The organism is Photorhabdus cinerea (assembly GCF_011189575.1).
GTDB lineage: Bacteria > Pseudomonadota > Gammaproteobacteria > Enterobacterales > Enterobacteriaceae > Photorhabdus > Photorhabdus cinerea.
The window spans coordinates 92,354-109,076 of the sequence record NZ_PUJW01000014.1 but is presented as its reverse complement, the minus strand read 5'-3'; the positions used below and the strand labels follow the sequence as shown (position 1 = coordinate 109,076).

Annotated in this window: 16 protein-coding genes; 12 read left to right on the top strand and 4 right to left on the bottom strand. The window is 43.7% G+C overall.

Annotated elements, in window-relative coordinates:
• Positions 1-25: 25 nt before the first annotated feature.
• The 10 genes from pbpC (at position 26) to der (ending at position 12,014) form a co-directional block, all read left to right on the top strand.
• Positions 26-2,344, top strand: a complete 2,319-nt coding sequence (pbpC, locus tag C5469_RS14640) for a peptidoglycan glycosyltransferase PbpC (protein ID WP_166308047.1) — start codon at positions 26-28, stop codon at positions 2,342-2,344.
• Between the two features lie 225 nt (positions 2,345-2,569).
• Positions 2,570-2,995 (top strand): nucleoside-diphosphate kinase, encoded by a 426-nt coding sequence (gene ndk, locus C5469_RS14635; protein WP_166308044.1) that lies wholly within the window; start codon positions 2,570-2,572, stop codon positions 2,993-2,995.
• A gap of 183 nt (positions 2,996-3,178) precedes the next feature.
• The gene (gene rlmN, locus C5469_RS14630) at positions 3,179-4,357 is read left to right on the top strand and encodes a dual-specificity RNA methyltransferase RlmN (RefSeq protein WP_166308041.1); all 1,179 of its coding nucleotides are present in this window, start codon (positions 3,179-3,181) and stop codon (positions 4,355-4,357) included.
• A 75-nt stretch (positions 4,358-4,432) separates the two neighbouring features.
• Positions 4,433-4,843 (top strand): tetratricopeptide repeat protein, encoded by a 411-nt coding sequence (locus C5469_RS14625; protein ID WP_166308038.1) that lies wholly within the window; start codon positions 4,433-4,435, stop codon positions 4,841-4,843.
• 123 nt (positions 4,844-4,966) lie between these two features.
• A complete protein-coding gene (rodZ, locus tag C5469_RS14620) occupies positions 4,967-5,959 on the top strand; it encodes a cytoskeleton protein RodZ (protein ID WP_166308035.1) in 993 nt (330 codons plus the stop codon).
• Positions 5,960-6,028: 69 nt separating this feature from the next.
• Positions 6,029-7,150 carry a flavodoxin-dependent (E)-4-hydroxy-3-methylbut-2-enyl-diphosphate synthase gene (gene ispG, locus C5469_RS14615; RefSeq protein ID WP_166308032.1) on the top strand — a complete coding sequence of 374 codons (1,122 nt, stop codon included), beginning with the start codon at positions 6,029-6,031 and terminating at the stop codon, positions 7,148-7,150.
• Between the two features lie 120 nt (positions 7,151-7,270).
• A complete protein-coding gene (gene hisS / locus C5469_RS14610) occupies positions 7,271-8,548 on the top strand; it encodes a histidine--tRNA ligase (protein WP_166308029.1) in 1,278 nt (425 codons plus the stop codon).
• Between the two features lie 11 nt (positions 8,549-8,559).
• On the top strand, positions 8,560-9,180 hold the full coding sequence (locus C5469_RS14605; RefSeq protein WP_166308026.1) for a tetratricopeptide repeat protein: 621 nt from the start codon (positions 8,560-8,562) through the stop codon (positions 9,178-9,180).
• A 14-nt stretch (positions 9,181-9,194) separates the two neighbouring features.
• Positions 9,195-10,367: an outer membrane protein assembly factor BamB gene (gene bamB / locus C5469_RS14600; protein ID WP_166308023.1), complete on the top strand. Its 1,173-nt coding sequence runs from the start codon at positions 9,195-9,197 to the stop codon at positions 10,365-10,367.
• A 162-nt stretch (positions 10,368-10,529) separates the two neighbouring features.
• Positions 10,530-12,014, top strand: coding sequence for a ribosome biogenesis GTPase Der (gene der, locus C5469_RS14595; RefSeq protein ID WP_046973565.1), 1,485 nt, complete (start codon positions 10,530-10,532; stop codon positions 12,012-12,014).
• A 26-nt stretch (positions 12,015-12,040) separates the two neighbouring features.
• On the opposite strand, the gene C5469_RS14590 is transcribed toward der, so the two are convergent.
• The 3 genes from C5469_RS14590 to hemF all read right to left on the bottom strand — a co-directional run bounded on the left by C5469_RS14590 (position 12,041) and on the right by hemF (position 14,797).
• Positions 12,041-12,358 (bottom strand): protealysin inhibitor emfourin, encoded by a 318-nt coding sequence (locus C5469_RS14590; protein WP_036838225.1) that lies wholly within the window; start codon positions 12,356-12,358, stop codon positions 12,041-12,043.
• Between the two features lie 174 nt (positions 12,359-12,532).
• Positions 12,533-13,657, bottom strand: coding sequence for a metalloprotease PrtS (gene prtS / locus C5469_RS14585; protein ID WP_278249766.1), 1,125 nt, complete (start codon positions 13,655-13,657; stop codon positions 12,533-12,535).
• Between the two features lie 231 nt (positions 13,658-13,888).
• The gene (gene hemF, locus C5469_RS14580) at positions 13,889-14,797 is read right to left on the bottom strand and encodes an oxygen-dependent coproporphyrinogen oxidase (RefSeq protein ID WP_166308020.1); all 909 of its coding nucleotides are present in this window, start codon (positions 14,795-14,797) and stop codon (positions 13,889-13,891) included.
• A 136-nt stretch (positions 14,798-14,933) separates the two neighbouring features.
• Here hemF and C5469_RS14575 point away from each other — a divergent pair, with 136 nt between their 5' ends.
• Positions 14,934-15,365, top strand: coding sequence for a GNAT family acetyltransferase (locus C5469_RS14575; protein WP_166308017.1), 432 nt, complete (start codon positions 14,934-14,936; stop codon positions 15,363-15,365).
• Positions 15,366-15,408: 43 nt separating this feature from the next.
• Here the strand turns inward: C5469_RS14575 and C5469_RS14570 are convergent, their stop codons facing one another.
• A complete protein-coding gene (locus tag C5469_RS14570; RefSeq protein ID WP_166308014.1) occupies positions 15,409-15,825 on the bottom strand; it encodes a YgiW/YdeI family stress tolerance OB fold protein in 417 nt (138 codons plus the stop codon).
• 184 nt (positions 15,826-16,009) lie between these two features.
• Between C5469_RS14570 and C5469_RS14565 the strand changes: the two genes are divergently transcribed.
• Positions 16,010-16,618: an RpoE-regulated lipoprotein gene (locus tag C5469_RS14565; RefSeq protein ID WP_166308011.1), complete on the top strand. Its 609-nt coding sequence runs from the start codon at positions 16,010-16,012 to the stop codon at positions 16,616-16,618.
• Positions 16,619-16,723: the final 105 nt, after the last annotated feature.

Below are 16,723 nucleotides of genomic sequence, written 5' to 3'. Positions count from 1 at the left end.
GATTTCTTGTCAGGTATTCCAATTGATGAAGAAAACGTATCACCTTATTTGGCTGATTGTGCTGTTGTTGTTTCTGATCCCGGCGAGTTTATGGCTGGCAGATAAAGTTTGGCCTTTGCCATTGCGTGAAGCCAAAATGGCACGGATTGTCGTAAGTGAGGATGGTACTCCGCTTTGGCGTTTCGCCGATGATGAAGGGGTTTGGCGCTACCCGGTAACACTGAATCAAGTGTCGCCGGAATATATTCAAGCACTATTGACTTATGAAGATCGCTGGTTCTATCAGCATCCGGGAATTAACCCGATTTCTCTTGTCAGAGCTGCCTGGCAAGATATACGAGCAGGTAAAATTTTGTCGGGGGGGAGTACGTTGTCAATGCAGGTTGCCCGGTTGATTGATCCCCATTCACGTACTTTAGGCGGGAAGCTGAAACAGATCTGGCGTACTTTGCAGCTTGAATGGCACTACTCCAAAGATGATATTCTTGAAATGTATCTGAATCGTGCCCCGTTTGGTGGCACGTTGCAAGGAGTTGGGGCTGCGAGTTGGGCTTATCTGGGAAAACCGCCATCTGAGCTCTCTTCAGGGGAAGCCGCTTTATTGGCTGTATTGCCACAGGCACCCAGCCGTTTAAGACCAGATCGTTATCCTGAACGAGCACAGGCTGCCCGAGATAAGGTGTTGCAACGATTGGCAGAATATAAAGTTTGGCCGGCTGAGAAAGTGGCTGATATTCGGCAAGAAACATTGTGGTTAGCACCTCGACAGGTTCCACAGCTTGCGCCGCTTTTTGCCAGACGAATGGCTAAAGGTCGTCGTCAGGAAATCATCAAAACAACTATTGATGTGGGATTACAACGCCAGCTTGAGGATATGGCGGTAAATTGGAAGTATCAGTTATCGGATAAAACTTCAGTCGGGGTATTGGTGGTCGATCACACTGATATGGCTGTGAAAGCTTATATTGGTTCTCTGGATCTCCGGGATGACAGCCGTTTTGGTCATGTTGATATGATAAGTTCATGGCGTTCGCCGGGATCAACCCTCAAGCCATTTTTGTATGCCATGGCGTTGGATGATGGGCTGATTCATGGGGAATCACTTTTACAGGATGTACCCCGCCGTTTTGATTATTACCGTCCGGGAAATTTCGACAGTGGTTTTAACGGGCCGGTCAGTGCCAGTGATGCATTGGTCCGCTCGTTGAATTTACCCGCAGTACAACTGCTTGAAGCATATGGTGCTAAGCGGTTTACCGCCAATATGCGTAATGTGGGAACTGTATTACGTTTTCCTCCCGGTAGTGAGCCTAATTTGTCATTGATTCTTGGTGGAACGGCAACCCGGATGGATCAATTGGTGGCGGCTTACACCGCGTTTGCTCGTCAGGGGAAGGTTTCTCCTCTGAGATTCACACCGCAGCAGAAATTGCGTGACAGACAACTTTTCTCGCCGGGGGCAGCATGGATAGTCAGGCGGATTATGGCCGGAGAAGGACGTCCACAACCCGATGATGTATTACCGGCACAAGTGCCACTGGCTTGGAAAACCGGTACCAGTTATGGCTACCGCGATGCTTGGGCTATTGGCTTAAATGCCCGCTATACCATAGGTGTTTGGGTTGGCAGGCCGGACGGAACGCCGGTTGTGGGGCAATTCGGTTATGCCACTGCGATTCCGATAATGACTCAGATCAATAACTTGCTGTTGGCGAATATGCATAATGGTGCTAAATGGATTCCTTCTGATCCACGCCCGGCAAGTGTTAGTCAGGCAATAATTTGCTGGCCAGGAGGGCAGAGTCTGCCACAGGGAGATAGTAATTGCCGCCAACGCCGCTTGAGTTGGATACTTGATCATACGGTTCCTCCTACATTGCCAGCAGTGGGGCAAGAAGGTATTTTGGGCATTAATGAACAGGTATGGGTGGATAAAAAAGGGTTGCGTGTCGCTCCTGATTGTCCTGATGCTCAACCTAAAAATATTGCTTTATGGCCGATTACTCTCGAATCATGGTTGCCGGAGGAGGAACGCCGGGCACAACGTTTGCCACCCGTTAATCCGCAATGCCCACCGCTGAAATCAGATCAAGCACCCTTGTTGATCGTTGGTATCCATAACGGAGATGTATTGAAACGGCTTCCCGGTATTGGCAGCCTTGATTTACGTATTACGACTCAGGGGGGGAGTGGGCAGCAATGGTGGTTCTTAAATGGAGAACAGATTATGACCACTGAAAATAATCAGGCGCTGGTACAGACATTGACCCAACCGGGAAAATATCAGCTTAGTGTTTTGGATTTGGGAGGGCAGATAGATTCTGTTAATTTTACCTTGAAGTAAACGATTCAGTTAAAAGTGTGATTTGTACGAAAAAATGGTAATTTTCGCTAAGGAAAATTTAATAGATTGTTATGTTTTCTGTAGGCAACCGTCTTTCGTGCCCCTATAATCAACGCCTCTTTTATCCCTGCTAGGGTTGCGGGATGGGTATTAACCGATCAACTTTATATCGGGAATAAAAAATTAAAATTATCTGTTGCTGAAAGAAGAGCCAAGAGGTTATCCATGACGGTTGAACGTACTTTTTCTATTATTAAACCTAATGCTGTGAAGAAAAATGCTATCGGGTCTATTTATGCCCGTTTTGAAAGCGCCGGGTTTAAAATCATTGCCGCCAAAATGCTTCACCTGACCCGTGAACAGGCTGAAGGTTTCTATGCAGAGCACAAAGGCCGCCCTTTCTTTGATGGTCTGGTGGAATTCATGACTTCGGGTCCAATTGTGGTTCAGGTATTGGACGGCGAGAATGCAGTACAGCGTCACCGCGATCTGATGGGTGCAACTAATCCTGATAATGCATTGGCTGGTACTCTGCGCGCTGATTACGCAGACAGCTTTACTGAAAACGCAGTGCACGGTTCTGATGCTGTTGAATCTGCCAACCGTGAAATCGCGTATTTCTTCACTGAAGATGAAATTTGCCCACGCTAACTGATTTACAGTTAGCCGTAGCATCATTGCATTAAAGTTTGTACAATGCGGCGCCCCGTTGTTAATTCAACGGGGCGTTTATTATTTGTCACTATACTAAATTGATAGTGGTACCCGAATTGAAACTTCGCGTTGAATTCATCAGCGCAGAGCCGAAAGTGTAACAACGAGGCGATGTAAGAAATGTCCCAACCAAATACTGTGGCACAAGTTGCTGTTTCTGTCGTGTCTGAAACTCCAGAAAATAAAAGCGGTAAAATTAACTTACTTGATCTGGACCGCAAGCAAATGCGCCAGTTTTTCGTTGATATGGGGGAAAAACCCTTCCGTGCTGACCAAGTGATGAAGTGGATGTATCACTACTGCTATGACGATTTTGAGCAGATGACGGATATTAACAAAACTCTGCGAGCAAAATTGCAGCAGGTTGCTGAGATTCGTGCGCCTGAAGTTGCAGAAGAGCAACGTTCAGCCGATGGTACGATTAAATGGGCTATCAGTGTTGGTGATCAACAAGTTGAAACGGTTTATATCCCAGAAGATGATCGGGCAACGTTGTGTGTCTCTTCTCAGGTAGGATGTGCACTGGAATGTAAATTTTGCTCAACCGCTCAGCAAGGGTTTAACCGTAATTTGCGGGTTTCTGAAATTATTGGGCAGGTTTGGCGTGCAGCGAAAATTATTGGCTCACTGAAATCTAGCGGTCGTCGTCCGATTACTAACGTGGTTATGATGGGAATGGGGGAGCCTCTGCTTAATCTGAATAACGTGGTTCCTGCCATGGAAATCATGATGGATGATTTTGGTTTTGGTCTGTCCAAACGCCGTGTGACGCTATCGACATCAGGAGTGGTGCCAGCGCTAGATAAACTTGGCGATATGATTGATGTTGCTTTGGCAATTTCCCTGCATGCACCAACAGATGATATTCGTGATGATATCGTTCCTATCAACCGTAAATATAATATTGAGCAGTTCCTTGCCGGTGTACGCCGTTATTTGACTAAATCCAATGCTAATCAAGGGCGTGTGACAGTGGAATATGTCATGTTGGATCAGATTAATGACAGCGTGGAACAGGCACACCAATTGGCTGAATGCTTAAAAGATACACCAAGTAAAATCAACTTGATCCCATGGAACCCATTTCCAGGTGCGCCATATGGCCGCAGTTCTAACAGCCGTATCGACCGTTTTGCCAAGGTGCTGATGGGGTATGGTTTCACAACCATTGTTCGTAAGACCCGTGGAGATGATATTGATGCTGCATGTGGCCAGCTTGCCGGTGATGTTATTGATCGTACAAAACGTACATTGAAAAAACGTCAGGCAGGTGAACCTATTCAGGTAAGAACGGTCTGAATTCAGGCATGTCCTGTAATACAGTAACTGAAATTATTGTTATAATTGCGAATCCTTAATCTAATGAGGATAGTTATGATAAGGACGTTATCGGGAATGATTGTTGCTGCTGCATTATTGGCGGGTTGTTCCAGTCAATCAGTAAACGGAAATAAACAGCGAATAGTGGCAACAGAAACTCGGATTCAACTGGGAATGGCTTATCTGGCTGAAGGCAATTTACCGGCTGCCAGATATCACTTTGATAAAGTATTACTGGCAAAGCCTGACCATTATCAGGCTCAGTTGGGTATGGCATTATATGAGCAATATTCCGGCCAGCCGGAAGCTGCTCGTCAGCGTTATAAAATAGCAATGCAGTATGCGCCAGGAAATGATACGGTATTGCATTATTACAGCGCTTTTCTCTGTGAACAGGGGCAGTATGAAGAAGCCAAAATTTTGTTTGCCGGGAGCAATGCTGACAGGCGTATTTGTTATCAATGATTTGCCGCTAGTAAAATAGCAAATCTATTTCGCCGCGCAGGCTGTTGCATAATGTAAAAATTATCGCAAGAGAAGCAGGCGCGAAGTTTTCCACAACCTGAACAGTGCTGCATCTTCTTGCTAATGAATACTGAAACGACTCCAGAACAAGCTCATTTAACAGCAGGTCACCTCCTGCGTCAGGCCCGCGAACAACATGGGCTAACTCAGCAGACTGTGGCTGATCGCCTGTGTCTGAAACTTTCCACTATTCGCGATATTGAAGAGGACAATATACCGGCCAATATGGCGCCGACTTTTCTACGTGGTTATGTTCGTTCTTATGCTAAGTTAGTACAAATTCCAGAAGCAGAAATTCTGGCAATTCTGGATAAGCATACGCCAGCGAAAACAGCAAAAGTTTCACCAATGCAGAGTTTTTCATTGGGTAAGAAACGCAAAAAGCGTGACAATTGGTTAATGCGGATTACGTGGCTAATTATTTTGGTGGTGATCAGTTTGACTGGAGCATGGTGGTGGCAGAACCACACAGCTCAACAGAAGGAATTGATTTCGATGGCTGATCAATCTGCGGCTCAGGTTGTTCAGCAAGAGACTAACGCTGTGGATTTATCTACGGGAAATCACGAGCAGGCAACACAGTTGCAGGCCAATGAGCCGCCTGTGCCAGTTGTCCCAATGGAAAATGTAGCGCAAGCGAATAATAATAGTAGCGAAGCGACCCAGCCTGTAATATCAACTCAAAAGCAGGCAGTGGAAACACCAGAAACTCATCCACAGACTGTCCCATTACCAACTAATCCGACTAATCAGAGTACAGCTCAAATACCCGATGTTGTGGAAAATAGAACAACGGTAGTGGCTGGTGGTGATAAATTGGTAATGAATTTCAAAGCAGCCTGTTGGTTACAGGTTGTTGATGCTAATGGGAAGACGCTGTTTAGCGGAACTAAAAGGAAGGGGGATAGTCTGAATCTTTCTGGTTCATTACCTTATAAGTTAACTATTGGTGCCCCAGCGGCAGTGGATGTGCAGTTCCAGGGGCAGGTTGTCGATTTGAGTAGCTTTATTAAAGCGGGTCGTATTGCGCGTTTTAAAGTACCAGAAACACAGTAAGTGCTTGGTAATACAGCGTTAGTTTTTATTTCGTAAGTGAGCACATGGAAGTATGGGAGAAACACCAGTATGCATAATGAATCGCCGATAAAAAGACGCAAATCTACGCGTGTTTATGTAGGGAATGTGCCAGTCGGGGATGATGCGCCAATTGCGGTGCAGTCAATGACAAACACACGCACTACAGATGTGGAAGCAACGGTTAAACAGATTAAGTCGCTGGAACGTGTTGGGGTTGATATTGTCCGGGTATCAGTACCAACGATGGACGCAGCAGAAGCATTGAAACTGATTAAGCAGCAAGTTAATGTTCCTTTGGTTGCAGATATTCATTTTGATTACCGTATTGCACTTAAAGTTGCAGAGTATGGTGTTGATTGTCTGCGTATTAACCCTGGTAATATTGGTAATGAGGCACGTATCCGTGAGGTTGTGGCTTCTGCCCGAGATAAAAGTATCCCAATCCGTATTGGTGTGAATGGCGGATCATTGGAAAAGGATATTCAGGAAAAATATGGTGAGCCAACGCCAGAAGCCTTGGTGGAATCGGCTATGCGTCATGTGGATATTCTTGAAAAACTTAATTTTGACCAGTTCAAAATCAGCGTAAAAGCGTCTGATGTATTTCTGGCGGTTGGGGCTTACCGTTTGTTGGCTCAGAAGATCGATCAGCCATTACATCTTGGTATCACAGAAGCCGGCGGCGCTCGTGCGGGTTCTGTAAAATCGGCTATTGGTCTGGGGATTCTTCTGTCAGAAGGTATCGGTGATACTTTGCGTATTTCGCTAGCCGCCGATCCGGTAGAGGAAGTCAAAGTCGGTTTTGACATTCTGAAAGCATTACGTATTCGTTCTCGTGGTATTAATTTTATTGCCTGTCCAACCTGCTCTCGTCAGGAATTTGATGTTATCGGTACAGTTAATGCTTTGGAACAACGCCTGGAAGATCTATTGACACCGATGGATGTCTCAATCATTGGTTGTGTGGTTAATGGGCCGGGTGAGGCGGAAGTTTCCACTTTGGGCGTTACCGGTGCTAAGACGAAAAGTGGTTTTTATGAAGATGGGGTTCGGCAGAAAGAGCGCCTCAATAATGCTGATATGATCGATCAGCTTGAGGCTAAGATCCGTGCTAAGGCATCAATGCTGGATGAAAATAAGCGTATTGACATAAGTCAATTGGATAAATAATAAACCTGACACTGGCTCATAGTTATCGTGAGCTAGTGTTGTTTTTGTTTGCCAATTGAACCTCGTCAGTATTCGCTCCTATAATCAACATCATTTTTGAATTATTAACAGAGATAAAACGTGGCAAAAAATATCCAAGCTATCCGTGGTATGAATGACTACTTGCCAGCAGATACTGCTATCTGGCAGCGTATTGAAAACACTTTAAAACGAGTGCTTGCGGGTTATGGTTATAGCGAAATACGTACACCGATTGTAGAGCAGACCCCGTTATTTAAACGTGCTATCGGGGAAGTGACTGATGTGGTTGAAAAGGAAATGTACACCTTTGATGATCGCAATGGTGAAAGTTTGACCTTGCGTCCTGAAAATACCGCAGGCTGTGTGCGTGCGGGTATTGAACATGGTCTGCTGTACAATCAGGAACAGCGCGTATGGTATATCGGGCCAATGTTTCGTTATGAGCGCCCACAAAAAGGTCGTTATCGTCAATTTTATCAATTAGGTGCTGAAGTATTTGGTCTTCAGGGGCCTGATATTGATGCCGAACTGATTTTAATGACTGCCCGCTGGTGGCGTGAGCTTGGTATTTCTGAACATGTAACGCTTGAGCTGAACTCTATTGGTTCATTGGAAGCGCGTGCCAGCTACCGCGAAGCGCTGGTTGCTTTTCTTGAGCAGCATAAAGATAAACTGGATGAAGATTGCAAGCGTCGTATGTACAGCAATCCATTGCGTGTTTTGGATTCAAAAAATCCTGAAGTTCAGCAACTTCTTAATGATGCGCCGGAACTGTTTAATTATCTTGATGCCGAATCAAAGGAACATTTTAACAGCCTGTGCGCACTTCTTGATGCAGTTGGTATCAAGTACCGGATTAATCAGCGTTTGGTTCGCGGTCTGGATTATTATAACCGCACGGTATTTGAATGGGTGACAACGGCTCTTGGGGCTCAGGGGACTGTCTGTGCTGGTGGCCGGTACGATGGGCTGGTTGAGCAACTGGGTGGCCGCTCGACTCCGGCAGTGGGTTTTGCCATGGGAATGGAGCGTCTGATTCTGTTGGTGCAGGAAACTAACCCAACATTTGTGGCTGAGCTGTCAGTTGCAGATGTTTATCTGGCTTCTTTTGGTGAAGGCAGTCAGCAGGCTGCATTGATTTTGGCTGAACAGGTACGTGATATGTTGCCGCAATTGCACCTGATGATGAACCATGGCGGAGGTAATTTTAAGAAGCAACTAGGGCGTGCAGATAAACACGGCGCTAAAATTGCGTTGATCCTTGGTGAGGATGAAGTACGTTCTGGTCAGGTAGCCATTAAAGATTTACGGACCGGCGAACAACAAACGTTGCCGCAAGGCGAAATTGCCGCTCGTTTGGCTGAACTGTTAGGCTAAGGAGAGACTCTGTGGAAGTCTATACCAATGAAAATGAACAAGTTGATGTGATCCGCCGCTTTTTTGCCAATAATGGTAAAGCGATGGTTTTCGGGCTGGTCCTGGGCGCTGGAGCGCTGATTGGCTGGCGTTATTGGCAATCTCATCAAACAAATCAGTTACAAGCAAGTGCGGAAGCTTTTGAGCAAGTAAATCGTGGCTTAATTTCCGATGTAAAAGAGAGTCATGCTGTTGCTGAGAAATTTGCCCGTGAAGCGAATAACAGTTATGGCGTGATGGCTCATATGCAACTGGCTAAACTTGCTGTTGAAAAGAATGAGTTAGCTAAAGCGGAGCAATTTTTGTCTACAGCGGTAGAGCAGACAAAAAATGAAGATTTGCAGGCTCTGGTTAATATTCGTTTAGCCAGGGTTCAATTGGCAGAAGGTAAAGCGGATGTTGTACTGAAAACACTGGAACAGGTGAAAGGTTCTGGTTGGGTTGCAGTAGCAGAAGATATCCGTGGTGATGCACTATTGAAAAAAGGTGATATTGCTGGTGCTCGTGCAGCCTATACCAAAGGTTTGGGATCAGATTCACCTCAGGCGATCAAATCGATGTTAAATCTTAAATTGAATAACTTATCCAGCTAAGGGGATTTTTTTCAATGCAACTGCGTAAAACACTCTTGGTTGGTCTGGTTACTTCCGTTCTGTTAGCAGGTTGTTCAAGTGAGCAGGATACGGTAACTATGTCACCGTTACCACAGGTTGAAAATCAATTTAACCCAAGCGTTATCTGGGATAAATCTGTAGGTGATGGTGTTGGTCGTTATTACTCTCATTTGACACCAACCTGGCAGGGCTCTGTTGTCTATGTTGCTGATCGTAATGGCATCGTTAAGGCACTGGAAATTGATAGTGGCAAAGAGATATGGTCGGTAAATCTGGCTGAAAAAGTGGGTTTGCTCTCTTCCCGTATACCTGCGTTGCTCTCAGGTGGTCTGACGGTTTCCGGGGATCATTTATATGTAGGTACTGAACGTGCGAAAGTGATTGCGCTAAATACGGCGGATGGTCAGGTTGCCTGGGAATCTGAAGTTGCTGGTGAAGCGTTGTCGCGTCCGGTTGTGAGTGATGGCTTGGTACTGATTCATACCAGCAATGGTATGTTGCAAGCATTAGATGAGTCGGATGGTAAAATTCGGTGGTCCGTTAATATGGACACGCCATCGTTGTCATTGCGTGGTGAGTCGGCCCCTGCTGTGGCTTATGGTGCGGCGATCGTAGGTGGTGATAATGGCCGTGTTAACGCAGTACTGATTTCTCAGGGGCAACTGATCTGGCAACAACGTATCTCCCAGGTAACCAGTTCTACGGAAATCGGTCGTCTTAATGATATTGATATGACACCGGTTATTTCTGAGGGTGTGATATATGCAATAGCATATAATGGTAATTTGGTGGCGCTCGATATGCGCTCAGGTCAGCTTCTCTGGAAACGCGATTTGGGTTCAGTGAACGAGATGGTTGTTTCTGGTGATAATATTTACATTGTTGATCAAAACGATCGGGTTATGAGATTGCGTCAAAGTGATGGTGTGACTCTGTGGACTCAGACAAAATTACAGCACCGTAATCTGACTGCGCCTGAAATGTATAATGGTTATTTGGTTGTTGGTGACAGTGAAGGTTATCTACATTGGTTGAATATGGATGACGGTAAGTTTGTTGCTCAGCATAAAGTTGATAGCTCTGGTTTACTGAGTCGTCCGGTTGTCGCCAGCGATAAACTGATGGTACAGGCGAAAGACGGTACGGTTTATCTGTTTACCCGTTGAGTACTTCTTACTGTCTGTTTACCGGAAATAGAGAATAAAGAGTTGTTATAATCCCACGGCTCCTGAAAAGCACAGGGGCCGTTTCGTCTTTTTAGTGTTTTGTTGCAGCTAACGATGAGTAGCAAAATACTGATTTCAAATTTAGTCATGAGGCATCAACAAATGACACCTGTCGTCGCTCTGGTAGGGCGCCCAAATGTGGGTAAGTCCACGTTATTTAACCGTTTAACCCGTACAAGAGATGCGTTGGTAGCGGATTTTCCCGGTCTGACCCGCGATCGCAAATATGGTCGGGCCGAAGTTGAAGGACAGGAATTTATAATCATTGATACTGGTGGTATTGATGGTACCGAAGATGGTGTTGAAACCCATATGGCGGCACAATCTTTGATGGCGATTGAAGAAGCCGATATTGTTCTGTTTATGGTAGATGCCCGTGCCGGGCTGATGCCGGCAGACCACGCTATAGCAAAACACCTGCGCAGCCGTGAAAAAGCCACTTTTTTGGTGGCGAATAAAACCGATGGTATTGATATTGATACATCCGTAGCTGAATTTTATTCACTTGGATTGGGTGATATATATTCCATCGCCGCTTCTCATGGTCGTGGTGTCACCCAACTTATCGAACGGGCATTGCTGCCTTTTTCCGGTAAAGGTGAGGAAGAAGAGGTTGAGCTGACAGAGGAAGAAGCGAACGCAGCCTATTGGGCCGAGCTGGAGCAGAATGAAGTGGAAATGGCGGAAGAGGAAGAAGATGATTTTGATCCATTAACTCTGCCATTAAAATTAGCCATTGTCGGCCGGCCAAACGTCGGTAAATCTACCTTGACGAACCGTATCTTAGGTGAAGAAAGGGTTGTGGTTTATGACATGCCGGGTACTACCCGTGACAGTATTTATATTCCTATGGAGCGTGATGGCCGCGAATATATCCTGATTGATACCGCGGGTGTGCGTAAGCGGGGTAAGGTTACCGAGACGGTTGAAAAATTCTCAGTCATCAAAACCCTTCAGGCGATTGAAGATGCTAACGTTGTATTACTGGTGATCGATGCCCGTGAAGGCATTTCCGATCAGGATTTGTCGTTATTGGGTTTTATTCTTAATAGCGGGCGTTCATTGGTTATTGCGGTCAATAAGTGGGATGGCATGTCGCAGGAAGATAAAGAGCAAGTGAAAGAAATGCTTGATTATCGTCTTGGCTTTGTTGATTTTGCCAGAGTGCATTTTATCTCCGCTTTACATGGCAGTGGTGTGGGTAACTTGTTTGACTCGATTCTTGAGGCTTATGACTGCGCGACTCGCCGGGTGAATACTGCACTGTTAACCCGTATCATGCGTATGGCTGAAGAAGATCACCAACCGCCGATGATCCGTGGGCGCAGGGTGAAAATGAAATATGCCCATGCTGGTGGCTATAATCCACCCATTGTTGTGATCCACGGTAATCAAGTAGCTAATTTGCCTGATGCTTATAAGCGTTATCTGATGAACTATTTCCGTCGGTCCTTGAAAGTGATGGGGACACCCATTCGGATTCAGTTTAAAGAAGGGGCAAACCCCTTTGCTGATAAACGTAATACTTTGACACCGAATCAGATGCGTAAACGTAAGCGTCTGATGGCTCATCTGAAAAAGCGTTAGTTTCTAATAAAGAGAGGGGGTGGTGATTAACCACCCTTTTTGCTGGCATCCCATATTTGAGTAATTATTTCTGGTGCATCTAATTCTGGAAATATGAAGTGATATTCTTCATTTCCGGTGATGATACAGAGCAGATAATAATGTTGATCAGGACAGGGTGATAGCGGCATAGAATCAGAAAAATTCCGTTCTATAGCCTGAACAAATAGTTGTTTCTGGTGGGGAGATAATGATTTTAAATTCACTGTTTTATCTTGGCTAAGACCCGGTGTAGCAGCAAATCCTCCTTGCAGGGAAATCGTGATTTTACTATCAGTTGTGAGTTCGATGATTTTATTGTTCATGATATACCAGTTTTGCACGGTTAATTTTTACGTTTCTACAGTATAGCGTGAAATTCGGCGTTAACAATTTTAGCACCTTTCATTAGCTATCTTTCTTTATTAATAGGAGCTGTCAGGTTAGGTGTTACAAATAATAGAATATCGCTGGTATTAAACCAGCGATATATTTACAGATTAAACTTTAGTTTCTCCCTTATCTTTTCCTTCGTCTTTGCCTTTATCTTTATCTTTATCTTTATCTTCTTCCTTCACTTTAATGCCCACTTCTTGCCAGCTGTCTATAGCGGCTTTTTCAACATCCTCACCTAAATCACGAGCATGTTTAACTGTTAACTTGGCAAAGGATAAGAAGGTAGTATCGCGTGCAAGATCTTTATCCAGCAGTGTGTTGTACCATATCTTTCCTGCTTTTTCCCAAGCATATCCGCCTAATTTTATCGCGAGATTATAAAAGGCTTTATTAGGAATACCTGAGTTAACATGAACACCACCATTGTCTCTATAAATCGGGTAGTCTTTAAAATCATCCATATGACCAGGCTGAGGATCTTTACCAAGAAGCGGATCATCATATGCCTTGCCGGGTTCTTTCATTGAACGAATCCCTACGCCTTTAATACCTTTGGCCAGTAATTCTTCTCCTACAACCCAGCTTGCTTCATCAGCTTTCTGTTTTAGATAATGTTGCCTTACCAGTGAGCCAAAGACATCGGCAATTGATTCATTCAATGCGCCGGACTGGAAGAAATAGATCAAATCTGCTGTTTTTTCGATAACACCATGAGATAATTCATGACCAATTACATCGATAGATGTGGTGAAATTATTGAAAACCTTACCGTCACCATCACCAAACACCATTTGTCCTCTGCCCCAATACGCATTCATGTATTCTTTGCCGTAATGCACGGTGGCAATCAATTTCATTCCTTTATCATCTAATGAATTGCGGTTAAAAACTTCTTTGTAGAAATTGTAAGTTGCTTCCAGATATTTATATGCATTATCAACGGCTACGTCGCCATTATCTGGATCACCTTCATCTCGTACTAAAGTTCCGGGTAACCTGGTTTCATTTTTTGCATCATAAATACTACGATGTAGAGTATCGCTGACAACTTCATTATCAGTATTATCAATAGAGTCTGATGTTTTAATAACACTGTCCAACATTAAACTCTGGGTATGATTTAATGTCATTAATACGTTATCTTTTTCACTTTCACTGTTATTCTTATAAATATTTTGAAGAATGTACGGTGGTATTAAACCTTTGTAGTTATTGTTTTGCATTTGCATAAAATATCTCCTGGAATAAATTATTAGTTATTAATTAGATGTACTCTTTAGGTACATTTTCATATTAAACACGTTTCCATCGGATAGTCATCAGGGCCAGCCTGCTTCTTTTGTGTTAAGGGGTTGTTAACGAGATGTTGTATTTGTTGTATAGAGGATTTTTGTATTGGCTATATTAAAAATATAAATAGTTAGGAATAATTGAGTGTAATATTCCTAACATAATAAAAATCATATCCAGCTTTTTACTGGAAGAAAATCAATATACAAAGAAGCTTCCGCAGATCCTGGTTCAGGGTGATAATCATATTCCCAGCGTACTAAGGGTGGCATGGACATTAAAATAGATTCTGTTCGTCCACCGCTTTGTAATCCGAATAAAGTTCCTCTATCCCAAACTAAGTTAAATTCCACATAGCGACCACGGCGATATAGTTGAAATTGTCGTTCACGCTCACCCCATAATAGAGTTTTCCTTTTTTCCACAATAGGTAGATAGGCATCAAGAAAGCCCTTACCTATATCTTGAGTAAAGTTAGAACAATATTCAAAGTTAGGGGTATTTAAGTCATCATAAAATAAGCCGCCAATTCCACGAGCTTCATTACGATGTTTAATATAGAAATAGTCATCACACCATTTTTTATATTTTGGGTAAATATCTTCGCCATATGGCTGGCATATATTTCGGGCAGTAGTATGCCAGTGAATAGCATCTTCCTCAAAACCATAATAAGGCGTTAAATCAAAACCGCCTCCGAACCACCATACTGGAGATTCACCTTTTTTTTCTGCAATAAAAAACCGGACGTTGGCATGGCTGGTTGGTATATATGGATTTAAAGGATGAATAACTACAGAGACCCCCATTGCTTGATAACTACGACCAGCTAATTCGGGGCGATGGGCTGTTGCTGATAAAGGAAGCATGGTTCCTGATACATGGGAAAAATTAGCGCCTGCTTGCTCGAATACAGTACCTTCTCTCATGATCCGACTACGGCCCCCTCCACCTTCTTCCCGTTGCCAGCTCTGTTCTGTAAATTTCGCTGTACCATCTGCTTGTTCCAGTTGTTGGCAAATTTTATCCTGTAATGAAAGGAAAAAAGATTTAATTTGATTAACGTTTGGTATGTTCACTACCCTTTTCTCATTGTAATGGGATGATTACCATATTATACCTATTGTGATAGAGAACGCATTTTCGTATTGATTCCGGGAGTAAAGCGGAGATAATGAGAAAATTGTTATTTCAATAAAAACAGGTTGGTTAGGGATGGAAATTCGGGTATTTCGACAAGATGATTTTGAAGAAGTGATCACCTTATGGGAACGCTGCGATTTACTTAATCCTGGTGTTGATCCTGAAATGGATATTGAGCGTAAGTTGACTCATGATCCTGACCTGTTTTTAGTCGCGGAAGTGGGTGGTGAAGTGGTTGGGACTATTATGGGAGGTTATGATGGTCACCGGGGTTCAGCTTATTATCTGGGGGTTCATCCTGAGTTTCGGGGGAGGGGAATTGCAAATGCATTGATTTCCCGGTTGGAAAAGAAACTGATGGCCCGTGGTTGTCCAAAAATAATTTTCATTGTTCCAGAGGATAATGACGCCACTCTCTATATGTGTGAAAAGCTGGAATATGAAGATCGTCATCAGGAGAGTGTCATTTTCAGCAAACGTCTGATTATTGATCAGGAATACTAAGTTGAGTCATGTGGCTGAATGAGTGTCATTCAGCCACAAATCATTAGTGCAATTTAGTCACTTTTTTTACATCAACTGTCAAAGAACTCCACTCTTTATCGACTTCACCTTCAAGGCGGACTTTATCCTGAGGTGTTATTGTTTGACCATTCCAATACTTATGATCAATTTCGACTTCAATGACTCCTGCGTTATCACGGAATATGAAGTGATCACCACGGATACGGGATTCGATACTTCCTTCCATCACGACCCAACTGTCATCCCACATATTTTTGGCTTGTTCAGTGGTCGAAATTTTTACATTGTTATCGATAAAACCACCTTGTGGGGCTGTCTGCGTTTGTGTCAGTGCTGCATTGGGGCCAGAAAAACCACCCGATTGCATATGTGAAGTTTGCGCTGTTAATGGTGCACTGAATAAAGCAATTAAGGCGGTGGTTGTAAATATTTTTTTCATCATGTTGACCTTGTTTTAGAGATGGTTTTTTATCGGAAAAGAAGAATACCGATAAGTGATATTTAATCAATACAATATTCACTCACTGTTAGTAATATTAGCAAACTTTTTGTGCTTTCTGAAACTAACAATCAGGTGTGATGTCTCAGTAGCCATCCCTGTATTTAATCAAAAGGAGTCAATTATGCAGGAGTTTTCTTTAGCTAACATTTTATCAGGATTACGTTTTGTCATAATGGGTAGTTCGCTATTACTGGCCGGTTGTGCAGGGCCATCCAGTTTTTCATGGTCAGGTCTATCGCCTTTTAGTTGGTTTGGCAACTCGCTACAAATTTCAGATCAGGGCGTTGGAGAAATAAATGCTCTAACAGCAATCAGTAAAGACGCGATAGATAAAGGGTTGCATGAGAAGTACCATTTACGCGGTGGTATGGAGACTAAGAATGGTCAGTTGGTGACAGTATTTCAAGCATTGGACGGTGACCAACTGAAAATAGAGCTGTTTAGTCAGACAGATGGAAAAGTGAGCCGTATTGAAGTGTTAGATGAAGATGTTAAAACCGTCTGGGGAACAAAGGTTGGTACTCCATTCTCGGCGCTTTATAACAAAGCATTTGGTGCTTGTCGAAATATGGTTAGTGAATCAGAGAAGAGAGCGATCATCTGCGTATCTCCTCAGAGCAAAAATGTCAGTTATCTGTTTACAGGCAACTGGAATGGCCCTGACGGTTTGATTCCTTCTGATGATGTGCTGAAAAATTGGAAAGTGGAACGTATTGTCTGGGTGCGATAAAAAGCCATGGTTGATTGAAGTATTGCTCTTTCCTCATATGCGGCGCCATAGCAGGCCCGCATTTTTCATTTAAAAAACTTACTGCTCTGTCAGCTTATTGCGTTT